The following is a 15,429-nucleotide window of genomic DNA, read 5'->3' as shown; positions in this document are numbered from 1 at the left end:
GCGTTCGAGCGGATCCGGGAAGCGGATGCGTCAGCATTCCGGTCCGTCCGGACAGTATGTGATAAGGGGCCGGGAGCTGTGGAGCGGCCCAGACGCCGGCAGACGTGCCGGGGTGTAAAATCGGGGGGAAAGCATTGGCGGACAGCAACAATTACCATTTCATCATTGCGGATGATCATCCTTTGTTTCGCGGCGCGCTGCGGCAGGCGCTTGATTTGCTCTATCCCGGATCGGTGATCGACGAAGCCGGTACGCTGGAGGATGTGACCGCCCGCCTGGAGGATGCCGGTGGCGTGGATCTGGTGCTGCTGGATCTGTCCATGCCCGGCATGCGCGGCTTCTCGGGCCTGATGTTCCTGCGCGCCCAGCACCCTTCGGTCCCGGTGGTGATTGTCTCGGCCAATGAAGAGCCTCAGGCCATTCGCCGGGCCATCGGCTTTGGGGCGTCGGGGTTCATTCCCAAGTCCCATGGCATCGAAGTCATCCGCAATGCGATCGAGCAGGTGATGGCCGGTTCGCTCTGGACCCCGCCGGAAATCGACCTCACCATCGCCGACAAGGATTCTGATGCGGCGCGCCGGCTGGCCAGTCTGACGCCGCAGCAGGTGCGCGTCCTCATGATGCTGTCGGAAGGTCTTCTGAACAAGCAGATCGCCTATGAGCTGTCCGTATCCGAGGCAACCGTCAAGGCGCATGTGTCTGCCATCTTGCAGAAACTGGGCGTTGAAAGCCGGACGCAAGCGGTGATTGCGGCCTCCAAGATCGAAGCCGGAAGCTGGCAGATACCGGAAGCAAGCCAGGATCTTTGATCCTGCTGTTTTGAATTTCAGCCCTGCCAGATTTCGCGAACAGTCAACCGCTGTTCTGCGGGCGTGCCCATCCTTTAGGCATGCTTACTGAGCAATGCTGGGCAGGCTGGAGAGCGTGGACAGGTATTTTATCAAGTTGATTAAATTGATTGAGCCGTTTCCTGTTGATCTCAATTGGAAATCTTCGCTTTGTTTAATTCAAATCGTGATTTTTACCCCCTCTTTACGGAGATATGAGACATTACGTTCCCCAGCGACACATGTACCCTGTGCGCAAATATTGACCGGATAGTGGATGAGCCAGGCGAAGGCCGAGAAGCAGGTCGCATTCGGAGCAGCAGAGCCCGGTGATGCCGGGCGGGCTGCAGCAGGGGAAGACGTGTGCATGAACGGGGAACTCAGCATCGCTGATTTTCTGAGGCGTCCACTTCATCATCTGACCGACGCCGTGCGCTTCATCTTCCGGGGACTGCTGGATGAGGATGAGCTGAGCGGCCGGATACGCGCGCAGCAGATCACGGCGATTGTCCGGTTCATGCCGTATATTACGTCATGGAACGTCTTCAGCGCTCTCATCATCATCAATCTGAATTTCGGTGTGACGCCGCTCTACCTGTTGCTCGCCTGGTCAGTAGCCATGATGTTTGTCATCGGCCGCGGTGTCGCCGTCTGGCAGAAGAGCCGGAAGCGGACATTTACGACGGCGTCCTCCAGGGGCATTGTTTCCGCGACCATACAGGCCGGCGTACTGGGCATCCTGTGGTGCCTGGCACTGTTCATGACCTTTTACTACGGCTCTGAGGACACGCTCATCCTTTCCGCCTGCCTGATTGCCGGACTGATCTGCGCGGGCGGCTTTGTGCTGGCGACGGTGCCTCTGGCAGGCCTTGCCTGGGTCGTGACGATCTGGTGCGGATCGGTGTTCCAGATCATGCAGATCGGCAAGGGGCCGATGGTCGAGCTTGCCAGCTTGCTCTCGGCCTATTCCTTTATGGTGGTGGTTTGTATTCTGGCGGTTTCCCGGGTGTTTGTGGCCCGTGTGATAACGGAGCAGGAACTCGAACACCGGGGACAGGTGATCGGCCTGCTGCTCAACGAGTTTGAGGAAAGCGCCAGCGACTGGCTGTGGGAAACCGACAGCGCGGGCAGTCTGAAACGGACATCTGCCCGGTTCTGCGAGGTTTGCGGGCGCGCCCCGGAAGACCTGCAGGGATACGGCCTGATCGATGCCCTGCAGACAAGTGCCGAGCAGGGGGATGGCTGGGATGAGGTGCGGGAGGTGATGAACGCCTGTCAGCCTTTCCGCGACATGCCCGTGCTGACCATCGTCAATGGTGAGCGCCGCTGGTGGTCTCTCACCGGCAGGCCCTATTTCGACCGAGCCTGCAAGTTCACCGGCTATCGCGGCGTCGGGTCTGACATCACCGATGCCCGCCGCGCCCACGATCTGGTCAAGTATCTCGCTGAGCATGATGCGCTGACCGGAGTGGGCAACCGCAACTGGCTGCTGGGCCGGGCTGGCGAGAGCCTGGAGAACGCGCTGGCCGATGGCAGCAATGTCAGCCTGCTGATGGTGGATCTCGACAACTTCAAGGCCATCAATGACATGCGCGGTCATCCCGTGGGCGACGAGATCCTCAATCTGGTCGCGCAGCGGTTCAGCGAAATCTGTGCCGGACGCGCGGATCTTGCCCGCATTGGCGGTGATGAATTCGCCATTCTGCATGTGGGGCAAAGCCGCCAGAGCACCGAGGCGCTGGCGAACGAACTGATCAACAGCCTGAAGGCGCCGCTGCTGACCGATAGCGGCAGCTACACCGTGGGCGCAACGATTGGCATCGCCTGCGCGCCGCGTCAGGCGGACACCATCGATGACCTGATGCGCTGCGCGGATATCGCGCTCTACAAGGCCAAGCGCAGCGGACGGGGGCAGGCCCTGTATTTCGAAGCCGAGATGGACCGGGAACAGCGTGAGCGGCGCGAAATGGAAGCCGCGCTCCGCAGGGCCGTCGAAAAAGGCGGCCTCGCCCTGGCTTTCCAGCCGATTGTCTCGGCGCAGACCGGACACATCCAGTCCTGCGAGGCCCTGCTGCGCTGGAACGATCCGTTCATCGGTCCGGTTTCACCCGCCGTCTTCGTTCCCATCGCCGAAGAGGCCGGGCTGATTGTTCCGATCGGGGAATGGGTGCTGCGGGAGGCGTGCAAGCGGGCTGCCGGGAGCAAGCACGAGATATCCATTGCGGTCAATCTGTCGCCGCTGCAGTTCGCGGCGGCGGGGCTTGTTGACGCGGTGAAATGGGCGCTGGAGGAATCGGGACTGCCGGCACAGCGGCTGATCCTGGAAATCACCGAATCCGTGCTGATCCAGGACGCAGGGTCAACGGCCGAGATCCTCAGTCAGCTCAAGGCGCTGGGCGTGCGCATCGCTCTGGACGACTTTGGAACAGGATATTCGTCGCTGAGCTACCTGCGCCACTATCACTTCGACAAGATCAAGATCGACAAGTCCTTCGTCAGCGAACTGGGCGATGGCGGGGAGAGCATGGCGATCATTTCAGCGGTCATCATCCTGGCGCGCAGCCTGAAGATGGAAGTGACGGCAGAAGGCGTTGAGACAGAAGAACAGGCCAATCAGCTGCGCCTCATGGGCTGTGGCAGCTTGCAGGGCTATTATTTCGGCCTGCCGGTGGAAAACTGCCCGGACACGCTCGTGCCGCGTCCTGACTATGGCGCCAGCCGGGTAGGGTCGCGAAAGATCGTCACTCAGTAACCAGCATTTCTGCCCGGACCCGCGCCAGCTGGGCCCTGAGGGCCGCAGGCCGGACCGGTTTGTTGAGCAGTCCGATGTCCCGCTCCGCCGCTTCCGCCCGCACGGCGCGGCTGCGGTCGGCGGTGATGAGCAGCGCAGGAATGCTGCGGCCGAATTTCCAGCGCAGCCGCACGGCACATTCAATGCCATTGCCCTGATCAAGATGATAGTCGACCAGCATGATGTCGGGCGTGCGGCCAAGCTGCGTCACGTGCTGGGCTGCTTCCATGTCGTTGCTGGCGGTCAGAACCTCGCAGCTCCAGCTTTCCAGCAGGCGGCGCATGCCGTCGAGAATGTTTGGCTCGTTGTCGATGGCCAGAACCAGCATGCCATCCAGCTGGCTGCTGGTCACGGCAACCGGCTCACCAACGCTGGGCAGCACGGGAACAGGGGCGGCTGAGGGAACTTCCACCGCAAAGCAGGAGCCTTTCCCCATTCGAGAGCGCAGGGTGACGGGGTGATCCAGCACCCGGCTGATCCGCTCCACGATGCACAGGCCGAGTCCCAACCCTTTGGCCGTGCGGATGCCATCGTCCAGCCGATGGAACTCCATGAAGATGGCTTTCTGCTTGGAGGCCGGAATGCCGATACCTGTGTCGTGAACCTCAATGACGACACGTGAGCCATGGCGGCGGCAGCCGACAAGGACGCGGCCCGTCAGGGTGTATTTCAGGGCATTGGACACAAGGTTCTGCAACAGGCGGCGCAGCAGGCGGCGGTCTGAACGGACGGTGAGCGAGGTCGGCACGAAACTCAGCCTGAGGTCCCGTTCGCGCGCGACCGGGTCGAATTCCAGCTGCAAGGCGCGGAAAATCTCGTCGAGGCGGAAGGTGCCGTATTCCGGCTTGAGTGCGCCGGTGTCGAGGCGGGAAATATCCAGAATGGCGCTGATGATGTCTTCGACGGATTCGAGCGAGGCTTCGACATTGCGCACCAGATCCCCTGCCTCCCCCTCGCGGAACCTGTCGACCAGCACGGAGGCGTAAAGGCGGGCGGCGTTCAGCGGCTGCAGGATGTCATGACCGGCGGCGGCCAGAAACCGGGTCTTGCCGATGTTGGCCTCTTCGGCGGCATGAGTTGCCTGGACGAGCTGCTGGTTGACGCGTGTCAGCTCCTCGGTGCGCTCGCGCACCCGGCGCTCCAGCGTTTCGTGGGATCTGGACAGGGCTTCCTCGGCCAGCACGCGCTCGGTGATGTCGGTGAAGGTGGTAACGATGCCGCCATCCGGCATGGGGCTGATGCGCACCTCCAGAATGGTGCCGGTGATCGACAGGCGCTCCTGGAACGTCTCCTGGCGGATGACCAGCTTCTCGATCCTGTCGGCCACAATCGCATCGGCCGAACTGCCTCTCAATTCGCCCCGCTCCGCATTGAAGCGGATGATGGTGTCGAGCGGGGTGCCCACCTGGCCATATTCAGGCGGAAGGCCTAGCAGGTCGCGGAACTGACGGTTCCAGCAGATCAGCCGCAGATCCCGGTCGAACACGGCAATGCCCTGACGCACCTGATCGAGCGCCGTCTGCAAAAGGTCGCGGTTGTACTGGATGGCCTCGGAGGCATCATCCAGCAGCTTCATGGCGCCCTTGATGGTGGCATCGCGCCGTTTGAGCAACAGCGACAGGACCAGCCTTGCGGAGGCCGCGCCGATGGCCGAGGCCAGCAGCTGCTCTGAGTAGCGCAGCACCTGCGCATCCGCCGGAGCGTTGAGATCCAGCGTCAGGCCGCGTTCACGAGCGTACCGGTGGAAGGAACGCTCGGAGCGTTCCACCCCCAGATAGCGGGCGACGGTGGCTTTCAGATCACCAACCGTCACATGGGTCCGCCACAGGCGGAAGGACGGCGTCGAGGCCAGCTCCTGCGGCACGAAGAGATTGGCCTGAAGCCGTTCGGACGGCTCGGGCGCCCGAGTCAGCGAGAAGAGAATGAAACAGGTGAGATTGGCCAGAAGACTGAAGGCTACCCCGTGCAGGAACGGGTCGGCGGGGCTGTAGAACAGGGATTGCGGCCGCAGCCATTCGATGCCGAACGGCCCGTCGAAGAGGATCGCTTCGGCAATAAGCCCGGACTGGACAAAGGTCGGCAGCAGCAGGGTGTAGAGCCACAGGCCAAAGCCCGCCACCATGCCCGCAATCGCACCGCGCGCCGTTGCCTTGCGCCAGAAAAGCCCGCCAAAGAAGGCCGGAGCGAACTGGGCAATCGCGGCAAAGGAGAGGAGGCCGATCGAGGCAAGGGCGGCGGTGTCACCGGCCGCTCTGTAATAGGCATAGGCGAGCAGCAGGATGACGAAGATGGAGGCACGGCGCACGCGCAGCAGCATGCGGCTGAGATCCTTGCCCCGGGTCGAGGCGATATCGTCGCTGCCGCGCTGGCGCAGAATGAGCGGAACCACGATGTCATTGGAAATCATGATCGCCAGCGCCACCGTGGCGACGATGATCATGGCCGTTGCCGCCGACAGGCCGCCGATGAAGGCGAAGAGGGCGAGAAAACCCTGGTTCGAGGCCATCGGCAGGGCGAGGACGTAGGAGTCCGGATTGATGCCGGGATCCAGCGTCAGCATGCCCGCCGCGGCAATCGGCACCACGAAGATGTTGATGGCGATGAGGTAGAGCGGGAACATCCAGGTGGCGAGGCGCAGCTCTGCCTCGGAATTGTTCTCGGTGACCACCACATGGAACTGGCGCGGCAGCAGCAGCGAGGCGATGAGCGACAGGCACGTGATGGCGATCCATTCCGCCGGCTGGAACGGCTGGGAAAAGACGCTGGCGACCTTGGGGCTTGTGGCAATTGCCGCCACCAGATCCAGCGGCCCGTCATAAAGGGCATAGGTGACCCAGAAGCCAACCGCCAGGAACGCGAAGAGCTTGACCACCGCTTCGAGCGCAATCGCCAGCATCAGCCCTTCCTGATGCTCGGTCGCATCAATGTGCCGGGTGCCGAACAGCCAGGCGAACACGGCCATGCCGATGGCGATCAGCAAAGTGATGTCGCCGAAGGACGTGAGCAGCGACACCCCGTCCGGCGGGCCGAAGGGGCCGATCATGGTGGTGACCGACAGGGACAGCGCCTTCAGCTGCAGGGCGATGTAGGGAATGATGCCGATGACGGCGATGACCGTCGCCGTTGCGCCAACCGTCTGGCTCTTGCCGTAACGGGCGGCCATGAAGTCGGCGATCGAGGTGATCCGCTCCGTCTTGGCGACCCGGATGATCCGCCGCAGCAGCGGAAAGCCGAAGGCAAAGAGCAGGATCGGGCCTGTGTAGATCGCCAGAAACTCCAGCCCGTTCTGCGTCGCCCCGCCAACCGAGCCATAGAAGGTCCAGGATGTGCAGTAGACAGAGAGAGACAGCGCATAGATGAAGGGCCGGCTCTTCACCGCCAGCGGCAGGCGCGAGCGCCGGTCCCCGAAACTGGCGATGGCAAAGAGCAGCAGGATATAGCCCAGTGCGCTTAAGGTGACGATCCAGCCGTCCAGCATCGCAATCCTGTCCGCCCTTGTCCGGTTGAACCGGACTGCTTGTTGCCTCTGGCCGGATGCGCCGGATTTTTCCGTGCGTCTCCGTCCTCCCGTGCTGATCGGACCATAGGCGCGCGGGCTTGTCCATTCGTCTTGCGGCGGGGGCGTGCCTGCGCAAATCTTCCCTTGCGGATAGGATGTGTTAACACTGTCAGGCAGTCCGGGCGGACGGCCCGGACCAGGAGCACCAGATCACGGGGGCGGAAATGCTCAAGGAATTCAAAGAATTTGCCATCAAAGGCAACATGCTCGACATGGCCGTCGGCATTGTCATCGGCGCGGCCTTCAGTGCCATCGTCTCCTCCATGGTGGACGATATCATCATGCCGCCGATCGGCCTCATCCTCGGCAACGTGGATTTTTCCGAGCTGTTCCTGGTGCTCAAGCAGGGCATGCCGGAAGGCCCCTATCCGACGGTTGACGCTGCCAAGGCTGCCGGTGCCGTGACCTGGAACCTTGGTCTTTTCGTCAATGCGATGGTGAAATTCACCATCGTGGCCTTCGCCCTCTTCATCGTGGTGAAAGGCGTCAACCGGCTGCGGCGCGAAGAAAAGGCCAAGCCCGCAGAACCGGCCAAGCCGCCGCGCCAGGAACTGCTGCTGGAAGAGATCCGCGACCTTCTGAAGAAGTGAGCCTGGCCGGGATAAGCTTGTCCCGCCGGGGCTGGCACCCGGCGGCAATCATCGCTTTGGGTGAAGTCAGCTTCACGCAGATTCATGTGCTTTTGCCGGAGAGGATTTGTAAGGTCGATGACCAGACACATCCTTCCGGCGGAGCCTGACGTGACCTTGCACACCCCCAATGATCGCATCCTTGATGCTCTCCGGGCGCCTGCCCGCAATGCGCCGGAAAGCGGCATCGTCGAAGTCGTCAATGCGGCGCGCGAGCTGCCGGATGTGATCCCGCTCTGGGTGGGCGAGGGCGATCTGCCGACGCCGGCCTTCATCTGCGAGGCGGCGGAAGCGGCGATGAAGGCGGGCGAGACCTTCTACACCTATCAGCGCGGCCTGCCGGAACTGCGCAAGGCGCTGGCGGATTATCATGGCCGCGTCTTCGGCCGCCCGTTTGATCCGGAGCGCTTCTTCGTCACCGGGTCCGGGATGCAGGCCATCCAGATCGCGGTGCAGATGATCGCCGGGCAGGGGGACGAGGTGCTGGTTCCGGTGCCTGCTTGGCCGAACATTGCCGCCTCTGTCGGGCTGATGGGCGGGGTGCCGGTCTCCGTGCCCCTCGATTTCACGCAAGGCGGCTGGTCGCTGGATGTGGCGCGTCTCGAAGCGGCAATCACGCCGCGCACCCGCGCCATCTTCATCAACACGCCGGCCAATCCGACCGGCTGGGTGGCGAGCCGGGAGGATCTGAAACAGATTCTCGATATTTCCCGCCGCCACGGTATCTGGATTATTGCCGACGAAGTCTATGGCCGTTTCTACTATGGGGCCGGCAATCATGCGCCCTCCTTCCACGAAATTGTGGAAGAGGACGACCGGGTGATCCAGGTGAATACCTTCTCCAAGAACTGGGCCATGACCGGCTGGCGCATCGGCTGGATGTCCGCGCCCAAAGCGCTGGGTCAGGTCATTGAAAACATGGTGCAATATTCCACGTCCGGCGTTGCTGCCTTCATGCAGCGCGGGGCGATTGCGGCGCTGTCTCCGCAAGGGGATGCCTTCCTTGAGGAGCAGAAAGCGCGGGCGCTGGCGGGCCGCAAGATCGTCTGTGATGCGCTGGCGGCCATGGATGGCGTGCGCTTCACCGTGCCGGATGGCTCTTTCTACATGTTCTTCGGCATCGAGGGGCACACGGATGCGCGCCAGCTGGCCATGGATCTGGCCCTTCAGGCGCGGGTGGGGCTGGCGCCTGCTTCGGCCTTTGGTGTCACCGGGCAGGGCTTCCTGCGGCTGTGCTTTGCCCGCCGGGCCGATCATGTGGAAGAGGGGATGAGGCGCCTTGCCGCTTGGCTAAAGCGTTGACGCAGCTTCGTAGAATGCGTTACGGATTTCCACGTAAGGACTTGTTACCCAGCGTTGTGCTTTGCCGCGCTCGGGACATTTTGGCGGCAGGGCATGGACGAGGGACAGGGACATTGTGGTCAGGGCGCGGCTTGGACCGTATCTGACGCACGTCTGGCCAGTGTTCTGGAGACGGCCGTCGACGGCATCATCGTCATCAACGACCGTATGCGCATCCTGGGCTTCAACAAGGCCTGCGAGCGCCTTTTCGGATACACGGCCGCCGAAGCTGTGGGTCAGAATGTTACCTTGATCATGCCGGGCTCCTATGCCCGCGAGCATGACCACTATGTGGAGCGCTATCTGGAAACCGGCGAGCGGCGGATCATCGGCATCGGCCGTGAAGTCGCCGCGCGCCACAAGGATGGCACCGAGTTTCCGGTGGAGCTGTCGGTCGGAGAGGCGAAGACGCCCGATGGCCGCCAGTTCATCGGCATCCTGCGGGATCTGCGGCACCGCAAGTCGGTGGAGCAGAGCCTAGCGAGGGCGCAGGCGCAACTGGTTCATATGACCCGAATCAGCGCCATCGACGAGATGGGCGCGGCGATTGCCCATGAACTGAACCAGCCGCTGACAGCGATCTTGTTGTATCTTCAGGCCGTTGTCCGCAAGGCGCGCAATGCCGATACCGTCGATGCTCAGTCTCTTGGCGTGATCGAGAAGGCCATGCGTGAGGCCGAGCGTGCGGGGGAGATCATCCAGCGCATGCGCCAGCTGGTGGAGAAGCGCGATCCGGAACGGGTGCCGACGGATCTGCTGAGTTTCAGCCGGTCCTGTGTGGAACTGGTGGAACTGGGATCGGGTGACAGCGGCGTGCGTTTCGAGATGAAAATCCAGCCGCAGTTGCCGGAACTGCCGATCGATCCGGTGCAGATCCGCCAGGTTCTGGTCAACCTTCTGCGCAACGCCCGCGAGGCGGTGCAGGGCTCGCCGGAAAAGACCGTGCGGCTCAAAGTGGAGCGGCATGGCGATTACATCGAGTTCCGCGTCCAGGACAGCGGGCCAGGGGTCCCCTCCGAGGTGGTTCCGGAACTGTTCCGCGCCTTCTCAGGCCACAAACGCAAGGGGCTGGGGCTTGGCCTCGCCATTTCCCGGACCATCGCCCAGAATCACGCCGGTGATCTGAGCCTTGAAAAAGCTGCCGAGGGAGAAGGGGCAACGTTCGTTCTCCGCCTTCCTATTAATTGCAATATTGATCCAGATCGTCACGCTGACGGCAAGTCGTGATATGCCCTTGGGCTATACGCAAGAAAGAGGACTTTAGGGATGACCGAAGCCATCTACATCGTTGATGATGATCCCGCCGTGCGCGATGCATTGTCTGTCGTGTTCGAGATGGAGGGCTTTTCGGTCGAAACCTTCGAGGACGGGGACAGCTTCGTCACGGTTGCCAAGGAGCGTGTTCCGGCTTGCGTCATTCTCGACGTGCACATGCCGGGCCGTTCCGGCATTGACGTGCTGAAGGCCCTGAGCGCGGACAGCTATGAAGCGCCGATCTTCATCATCTCCGGCCAGGGCGATATCCCGATGGCTGTGGAGGCCATCCGCAACGGTGCCTTTGATTTCATTGAGAAGCCTTTTGACGCCGACACGGTGGTTGCCCGTGTGCGCGAGGGCATCGAGGCGCAGCGGAACAAGGGGGCACCTGCAAATGGTGAGACCGGCAGCTTCCCCGGCGCTGAACTGCTGACCCGGCGTGAGCGCGAGGTTCTGGGCAGGATCACGGCAGGGGCTTCCAACAAGGAAGCCGGCCGGGAGCTGGGCATCAGCCCTCGCACGGTCGAGGTGCACCGCGCCCGCATCATGGAGAAACTCGGCGCCAAGAACGCGGCGGATCTCGTCCGCATCGTGCTTGCTCATTGAAACGAATGTCATCAGCCCGCTCCTGCAATGCGGGCTGATGACATCGATTGCAAAAATTTGATTCAGATCCCTCGTAATAGTGCGTAGATCATATTGGGCAAAAGGGCCGTATAAAGAGAGCAGTGCCCAATGCACACGCTCTATCGTGGACCATTTGCGTGACAGTTCACATTGTCGAAGATGATTTCGGGGTATCGGACGCGCTGTCCATTCTCGTGGAGGGAATGGGTCACGAAGCGGTCGTATACCCCGACGCAGAGTCCTTCTTTGAAGGCGAGCCGCCGGTTTCCGGCGACCTGGTGATTGTCGACCTGGGCCTGCCCGGTGTCAGTGGCGCACAGGTGGTGCGCTGGCTGGGTGAATTCCGCGACCCTCCCAAGGTCATTGTCATCTCCGGACAGCCGGGGAACCGCCTGCGGGAGATGCTGAGCGGCATCAATCCCTTTGCCTTCCTGCGAAAGCCTCTGTCCGAAGAAGAGCTGGCGCCTTATCTTTGAAGGCGGAATTGCAGCCGCGACAAAATCCTGCGTTTATTTTGTCTTGTGAAGTGGAATTGTATCAATTCCCCGGTTGCGATCTGCTGCCGGATTTATTTGCTTTGTGGTGTTTCCCCTCTGAGAGGCGGAGTACAACTCCCTTACACTACTGAATTCTACGGATGCGTCATCCTGTCCTGAGTATAAGGCCTTACGCACTCGACCGGATTTCGCCCTGCAAATCTCCAAGATAGTTTGTCACCATCAGCAGCAATACAGGCAGCCCGCCGGACGGGGCAGGTTGCCGGAAACGTGGTGCATGGGGAAACCCGTGCCGTGTTTCCTTGCGGGTTGAAAGCCACAGGAGGGAAACATGGCTTATCTGGAACGCAGTCTCACAAGATCACCCATGGCCGGTACCATCGCATCCCGCGTTCCTGCCCCTGAGGTCACCTCTCACTTCGCCAGCTTTGGCGCCAAGAGCGTGAGCTACAAGCCGCATGATGTGATCTATTACCAGGGTGACCCTGCCGACCGCATTTTCGAGGTTGGCCGCGGCACGGTGATGCTGTTCAAGCTGCTGCCCGATGGCCGCCGTCAGGTGGTCGAGGTGCTGCGCGCCGGGGATATCTTCGGTATGCCCGCCGGTGAAGAGCAGGATTGCACAGCTGAAACCCTGACCGATGCCTGCGTCCACACGCTGGACCTGCACCAGATCGAAGTCTCTCCCGACATTCAGCGCCAGCTGACCAAATGCCTGATCACGCAGATGCAGCATCTGCATGAACACGCGGTTCTGCTTGGCCGCAAGTCGGCAACCGAGCGTGTCGCCAGCTTCCTGATGCATCTGGTTCCGGACCGCGGCGGCAACAACTGCATGGGGCCGGTGGAAGACGGCCTGCCGGACAGCCGTCAGGTCAAGCTGCACATGACCCGCCAGGAAATTGCCGATTACCTTGGTCTGACCATCGAAACAGTCAGCCGTGTGATCTCGGATATGAAGCGCCGCGGCCTCATCACGCTGGAGCGCAACGACGAGATCCGCCTCAACCGGGTTTGCGCTGTCTGCCAGCTCACCGGCAAGCACTGATCAGACAAGCACAAGACCCCATCGATCATTGTAAGCCCTGTAGCCAGTCCGCAAGGACTGGCTGTTGGCGTTTCTGCGGGCAAAAACAGGGCGCCGCCCTCGCTTCCTGCCCTGGCCCAGCCTGCTGTCTGGTTGGGCGTCCTTTCCAATCCTCACACCGCCATCGAGTGGCGCGGCACCACGGCGCTGGGGGCGGCCTTGCCGAAATAGGCATCGAAGGCAGCCGCCGCGATCCGCACATAAGGCCGGCCTTCCGGCGTGATTTTCACCCAGGCGTCCTTGCAGGTTAGCAGCCCGTCTGAGCTGAGTTCCTCCAGCTTTGCGAGGCTTTCGCTGAAGTGGCTGAGGGGCAGGCCATGCCGTTCGGCAATCCGGGCCACGTCCACGGTATAGGACGTCATCAGCTGTTCGATGATATCGGCCCGCGCCCGGTCATCATCGGACAGGGCAAAGCCCTTGTTGACCGGCAGCTGGCCGTTTTCCACCATGCGCTGCCACGTGCCCGTGTCGCTGACATTCTGCACAAAACCGGCAGGCAGCCGGCCGATGGAGGAGACGCCGAGGCCGATCAGCGCTTCACCCTGATCGGTGGTGTAACCCTGGAAATTGCGCTTCAGACGGCCTTCCGCAAGTGCAATCGCCATGCTGTCGTCCGGCCGGGCGAAATGATCGAGGCCGATGGCCACATAGCCCGCATCCATCAGGGCTTCGCGCGCCGCATCGGCCATGGCAAGGCGCTCGGCCGGCGCGGGCAGGGTGGTCTCGTCAATGAGCCGCTGATGCTTTTTCATCCAGGGCACATGGGCATAGCCGAAGAGGGCGATGCGTGAAGGCTGCAGCGCGACGGAGCGGGCCACGGTGTCCAGAATCGTGTCGCGCGTCTGCAGCGGCAGGCCATACATCAGGTCGAAATTCAGGGCATCCAGTCCGGCATCCCGCAGGTGATCGACGGCTGCCTGCAGCACCTCGTAGGACTGCACCCGGCCGATGGCCTTCTGCACATCCGGGTTCAGGTCCTGCACGCCGAGGCTGGCGCGGTTGATGCCCATCACGGCCAGCGTCAGCGCTAGGCGGCGGGTGACATAGCGCGGGTCCAGTTCGATGGCGTGTTCGAGATCTGGCGTCAGATCGAACAGCACCCGGATCATGCCGGAGAGTTCCAGCAGGCTTGCTTCCGGCAAAAGGCTCGGCGTGCCGCCGCCCCAATGGATGTGGCGCACGCGCCGCTGGGCGCCCAGATGCCCGGCGACCAGCTCGATCTCGGCTTCCAGCGATTTGGCATATTGCACCAGAGGCGCGTCCTTGCGGGTCGCCTTGGTGTGACAGCCGCAATAGTGGCACAGCTCCCGGCAATAGGGCACATGCAGGTAGAGGGACAGGTCCGTCTCTTCAGGCAGGCCAGCCAGCCAGCTGCCGTAAAGGCCGGGTGTCACCTCCGCACTGAAGTGCGGTGCGGTCGGGTAGCTTGTGTAGCGCGGCACGTTACGGGCCGCATATCGGGCAAGATGGTCGCTCATGAGCGCAATCTGGCAGATGTCCGGGAGAGGAACCTTGATCTTGCTCAACGTTCCTGGAGGTGTGTTGCAGCTTCAAGCCATGCGTCATGCGCGCAGGTGCAAGGGTTCAGCCCGGCTGCAAATGCACTGGTTGGCCTGCCGCAGGCCGCTATAGTGACATGGCATGCCTGCCAGCCCCCTGATTTCCTGATCCGCGACCAGCCAGATGACATCCAGCCAGATCGACGCCGAACCAACCGTTTCCCGCCGGACAGCCTTGGCGCAATTCTGCCTGACGATTGCCATCGGCGGGGCTGGCGCGGCCGGGTTCAACTGGCTCGGCCTGCCTGCGGCCTGGCTCTCGGGCGCGATGATCGTTGTTGCCGCCGCCACCTTTGCCGGGCTGCGGGCGAAGTTTCCAACCGGCATTCAACCGCCGCTCTACACGCTGCTGGGCATGACCATGGGCAGCGGCGTGACGCCGGACGTGGTGCATCGCATCGGCGACTGGCCGGTTTCGCTCGCAGGCCTTGCCGTCGTCGTGGCACTGGTGATGCTTGCGACCTATGTCTTCCTCCGCCAGCTTTGCGGCTGGACGAAAGAAGAGGCTTATTTTGCCGCCATCCCCGGTGCCCTGACCTTCGTGATGGCGGTTGCCTCCGACCGCAGGACCGATGTGACGCGTTTCTCGACGGCCCATATCATCCGGCTGTTCTTCCTGGTGGCAGCTCTGCCGCTCTTCATCGGGCAAGCGGGCGGGGCAGGGATGGGCGGCAGCGCTGAGGCCGCTCCCGTGCCGCTTCAGGACACGGCATTGGGCCTTGTCATCTGCGTTGCGGCCAGTTTTGCAGCGGTGCGGCTGCGCATTCCGGGTGGCTGGCTGACGGGGGCGTTCTTTGCCAGCGCGCTGGCGAGCGGAACGGGCTTTCTGGATACGCATGTGCCGGACTGGGCGCTGATTCCCTGCTTTGTCATTCTGGGCGCTTCCATCGGCATCCGTTTCTGCGAAATTTCCCCGGCCATGCTGCTGCGCCTTCTGGCGGCCTCCGTCGGAGCCTTCGCTGCGGGACTCACGGTGTCGGTGGTGGGGGCGCTGGCCATTGCGCTGACGCTGGGCATTCCGGCCGGTCAGGTGCTGCTGGCCTATGCGCCGGGCGGGCTGGAGGTGATGATGCTGCTGGCCTACCTGCTCGACATGGATCCGGCCTTTGTCGCTGCCCATCAGCTGGCCCGCTATATTGCGTTGATCCTGATTCTCCCGCCCGTGACCCTTGCCGTGCTTGGCCGCAGCCCGCGCGGCGGGGCGTAACCAAGGCTTTCCCCTCTTTGCAGCGTCCAGCCGGGCCGGATGGCTGCT

Annotated in this window: 11 protein-coding genes; 9 read left to right on the top strand and 2 right to left on the bottom strand. The window is 62.4% G+C overall.

Annotated features, from left to right (window positions below; translation table 11 throughout):
* The first annotated feature begins 134 nt into the window (after window positions 1-134).
* Both ACVNHC_RS01110 and ACVNHC_RS01105 read left to right on the top strand, forming a co-directional pair.
* Window positions 135-809: a response regulator gene (locus tag ACVNHC_RS01110; protein WP_050470915.1), complete on the top strand. Its 675-nt coding sequence runs from the start codon at window positions 135-137 to the stop codon at window positions 807-809.
* 295 nt (window positions 810-1,104) lie between these two features.
* On the top strand, window positions 1,105-3,579 hold the full coding sequence (locus ACVNHC_RS01105) for a putative bifunctional diguanylate cyclase/phosphodiesterase (RefSeq protein WP_457166211.1): 2,475 nt from the start codon (window positions 1,105-1,107) through the stop codon (window positions 3,577-3,579).
* Here ACVNHC_RS01105 and ACVNHC_RS01100 read toward each other — a convergent pair.
* The gene (locus tag ACVNHC_RS01100) at window positions 3,569-7,096 is read right to left on the bottom strand and encodes a PAS domain-containing hybrid sensor histidine kinase/response regulator (RefSeq protein WP_050470917.1); all 3,528 of its coding nucleotides are present in this window, start codon (window positions 7,094-7,096) and stop codon (window positions 3,569-3,571) included. The genes ACVNHC_RS01105 and ACVNHC_RS01100 overlap by 11 nt on opposite strands.
* Window positions 7,097-7,341: 245 nt before the next feature.
* Here ACVNHC_RS01100 and mscL point away from each other — a divergent pair, with 245 nt between their 5' ends.
* From mscL to ACVNHC_RS01070, 6 genes are all read left to right on the top strand, one after another.
* Window positions 7,342-7,767, top strand: a complete 426-nt coding sequence (gene mscL / locus ACVNHC_RS01095; protein WP_050470918.1) for a large conductance mechanosensitive channel protein MscL — start codon at window positions 7,342-7,344, stop codon at window positions 7,765-7,767.
* A gap of 117 nt (window positions 7,768-7,884) precedes the next feature.
* Window positions 7,885-9,108, top strand: coding sequence for a pyridoxal phosphate-dependent aminotransferase (locus tag ACVNHC_RS01090; RefSeq protein WP_019962971.1), 1,224 nt, complete (start codon window positions 7,885-7,887; stop codon window positions 9,106-9,108).
* A gap of 93 nt (window positions 9,109-9,201) precedes the next feature.
* Entirely contained in the window at window positions 9,202-10,374 is a 1,173-nt protein-coding gene (locus ACVNHC_RS01085) for a two-component system sensor histidine kinase NtrB (RefSeq protein WP_457166210.1), read from the top strand.
* Window positions 10,375-10,413: 39 nt separating this feature from the next.
* Window positions 10,414-11,010 carry a response regulator transcription factor gene (locus ACVNHC_RS01080; protein ID WP_050470921.1) on the top strand — a complete coding sequence of 199 codons (597 nt, stop codon included), beginning with the start codon at window positions 10,414-10,416 and terminating at the stop codon, window positions 11,008-11,010.
* Between the two features lie 158 nt (window positions 11,011-11,168).
* Window positions 11,169-11,507, top strand: a complete 339-nt coding sequence (locus ACVNHC_RS01075; RefSeq protein ID WP_208975598.1) for a response regulator — start codon at window positions 11,169-11,171, stop codon at window positions 11,505-11,507.
* A gap of 352 nt (window positions 11,508-11,859) precedes the next feature.
* Complete coding sequence (locus ACVNHC_RS01070) at window positions 11,860-12,576, top strand: helix-turn-helix domain-containing protein (RefSeq protein ID WP_208977681.1); 717 nt, start codon at window positions 11,860-11,862, stop codon at window positions 12,574-12,576.
* Between the two features lie 152 nt (window positions 12,577-12,728).
* Here ACVNHC_RS01070 and hemN read toward each other — a convergent pair whose 3' ends face one another.
* Window positions 12,729-14,093, bottom strand: a complete 1,365-nt coding sequence (hemN, locus tag ACVNHC_RS01065) for an oxygen-independent coproporphyrinogen III oxidase (protein ID WP_186392568.1) — start codon at window positions 14,091-14,093, stop codon at window positions 12,729-12,731.
* A gap of 205 nt (window positions 14,094-14,298) precedes the next feature.
* On the opposite strand from hemN, the gene ACVNHC_RS01060 reads away from it, so the two are divergent.
* On the top strand, window positions 14,299-15,381 hold the full coding sequence (locus ACVNHC_RS01060) for an AbrB family transcriptional regulator (protein ID WP_186424283.1): 1,083 nt from the start codon (window positions 14,299-14,301) through the stop codon (window positions 15,379-15,381).
* Window positions 15,382-15,429 lie beyond the last annotated feature (48 nt).

The organism is Pannonibacter sp. Q-1, from assembly GCF_054073275.1.
Note: the sequence above shows the minus strand (reverse complement) of the source record. Positions and strands in the feature narration are given on the sequence as shown.